The 2,304-nt window shown below is 59.2% G+C and carries 2 protein-coding genes and 1 tRNA gene; 2 read left to right on the top strand and 1 reads right to left on the bottom strand.

Translation table 11 applies throughout. The annotated features are described in order from the left end of the window. Positions 1–24 precede the first annotated feature (24 nt). Positions 25–591, top strand: a complete 567-nt coding sequence (locus Q0964_RS14065; protein ID WP_299268763.1) for an FxsA family protein — start codon at positions 25–27, stop codon at positions 589–591. A gap of 75 nt (positions 592–666) precedes the next feature. Next, positions 667–740 (top strand) — tRNA-Ile (locus tag Q0964_RS14060). Positions 741–1,115: 375 nt separating this feature from the next. Here Q0964_RS14060 and Q0964_RS14055 read toward each other — a convergent pair. Then, positions 1,116–2,159: a transposase gene (locus tag Q0964_RS14055; RefSeq protein WP_299268762.1), complete on the bottom strand. Its 1,044-nt coding sequence runs from the start codon at positions 2,157–2,159 to the stop codon at positions 1,116–1,118. Positions 2,160–2,304 lie beyond the last annotated feature (145 nt).

Raw genomic sequence — 2,304 nt, 5'->3', positions numbered from 1 at the left:
CAGGAGTGAGGACGGAGCAGGAGTATGTACCGGTACATCGCGGCGTTGCTTCTGGTGCCGTTACTGGACTCTCTCTTCCTGGTCTTCGTCGCCACGCAGATCGGCGCGCCGCTGACGATTCTCATCGTCGTCCTGACGGCGCTGCTGGGCATGTTGCTCGTCCGCGCCGAGGGGCGCCACACCCTCCGGACGATCCAGCAGAAGTTCGCACAGGGAGAGCTCCCGACGAACGAACTGCTCGACGGCGGTCTCTTGCTCATTGCCGGCGCGCTGACGCTCACCCCGGGTCTCGTGACGGACGCGCTCGGTATCCTGCTCGTCTTTCCGCTGACGCGCATCCCGATCCGCGCTGTCGTCCGGGACTACGTCGTGGTTCCATACGTCGACAGAAAGACTGGCGGCTTCGCGACGGGTACCGTCTACGTCGGCGGGTTCCCCTTCGAGAACGAGGAGAGTGGCGCCGCGGGCGTCGGCCCCGGCGGGCCGGGGTCGGAGGGGTTCGGCAGTGGCGGGGACGGAGACGTCGCGGGTGACCTGGACGAGGACGCCTACGACGTCGAGTGGGTCGACGAGGACGACGACGAGGAGTGACGGAATCGCCCGGCCCCGTCGGTGCGAGCGAAAGGTAATTCTTTTACCCTCCCGTCGGGAACCTGTGGGTGCGTCGGGCCAATAGCTCAGTCAGGTTGAGCGCTCGGCTGATAACCGGGAGGTCCGCGGTTCAAATCCGTGTTGGCCCACTCAGTTTCTGAACGGTTCTTAGACGCCGTGAATCGACGGATCTGGCGCTCGAACGCGCCGATTTCGGTATTCGAGGTTCTTGCTGCCCCCTCGAACACACGCGTTATCCGAGTCACTTTTTGCATGGGGGTCGCCTCCGTCCGGGATTCTGATTAGCCGAAACGGCCGCCCCATCCAAGTGAAGTGTGATTGCGCATAGCTCGCCGTCATTCCTCTCAAGATACGACAACAATACGGAGTCAGTTCCGGCCACGTGACAGAATCAATTTGATACTCTACGAGACTGAGATTTATTCTGATAGTCAGTGTATAGAATATATACGGGATGGCAGCGCTGCCGCTCCAGCAGGGCGGCCAGCGCTGTCGCTTTCGTGCTAGCCCACGTCACAATCACGCCAGGAGAGATAGCGCTCTTTTGCGTCAGTAAACAGTGGTTCGAGTTGCTCCAGTGACAGCGACGGGAACAACTCTCGCCCCAGCGAGAGTGATCGGTCCCGAGAGATGAGTCCTTGCTTGATCGTACGAACGCGCATTTGGCGCTTCAGAAACGCCTGTGCGTGCTGAAGGGATCGAAACCGACGCTTGATCCGCGTCGGTTTCGTGTGCCCGTAGTAGCGTTCGAGGTTGTTTGTCGTACTCGGGACTGCTTCATGACGGAGGTGAATGGCGAATCTGTCGAAGTTTTCCATGACCTGCTCGACGTAGGTTCGGAGTTCACTCGGCAGGTGCTCGATCTTGTCGAGCACCGCCTCGAACCGACGGAGGCCAGCCTCGTACGACGGCGCATCGAACACGCTCTTGAATTCACTCCAGACGATTGCACCGTGTAGCTTCTCTGTGTTCGAATACCGGAGACTCTGGAAAACGTTCGTATGGAGTTTCTTTTCGCCGTTTTTGATGAAGTGGAAGCGACACCGATGGTGGAACGCGTCGAGATCGTCCTCGATGATCTCTGGGTAATCTGAGCGTCCGTCAGTCGTGATGACAGCGGTCGGTTTCTCCGCAAGCGCGGTTGTAAGAAACTCACGAACGGTCTCTTTGGTGCACTCACCGACGACTGCCTCGGCAACCGGCGCACGCATCAACTCATCGTAGACGGTGAGGCGATACGCGCGGTTGCCGTTGACTGTGAGATACTGCTCGTCATAGGTGTAGACACCGGAATAGACGGGGAGATCGTTCTCGACGATCTCCGCCGTCGGCTCGGTCAAGCAGTCGTGGATGTGCTGGTCAGTGGGACGAACACCGTAGTGAACGGTGAGAATGTCTTGGATTCCCTCCAGTGAGACATCAGCGAAGGCATCGACAGCGTCAGCGAGCTGTGTAACCGCTCGTGGATAGCGGTGATCGTCTTCAACTGCCGGGTGGCTTGGTGAGAACGACCCACAGCGTTCACAGTGATATCGCTGCACCCGCACGGACTGACGACCGTGCGGGTGGCGCTCATAGGTCCCATCCTTGACGGCTGCTGTGCCACATTCGGGACATTCTGGTTCGCGGAAGAACAGAACCGAAAGCTCATCATCGGTTGGCGCAATACATCCAGTCGGTGCGGTGTTTGTG

It is taken from the genome of Halorientalis sp. (assembly GCF_028275115.1).
Classification (GTDB): domain Archaea; phylum Halobacteriota; class Halobacteria; order Halobacteriales; family Haloarculaceae; genus Halorientalis.
The sequence above is the reverse complement of the archived record's forward strand: the minus strand, read 5'-3'. Positions and strand labels throughout refer to the sequence as shown.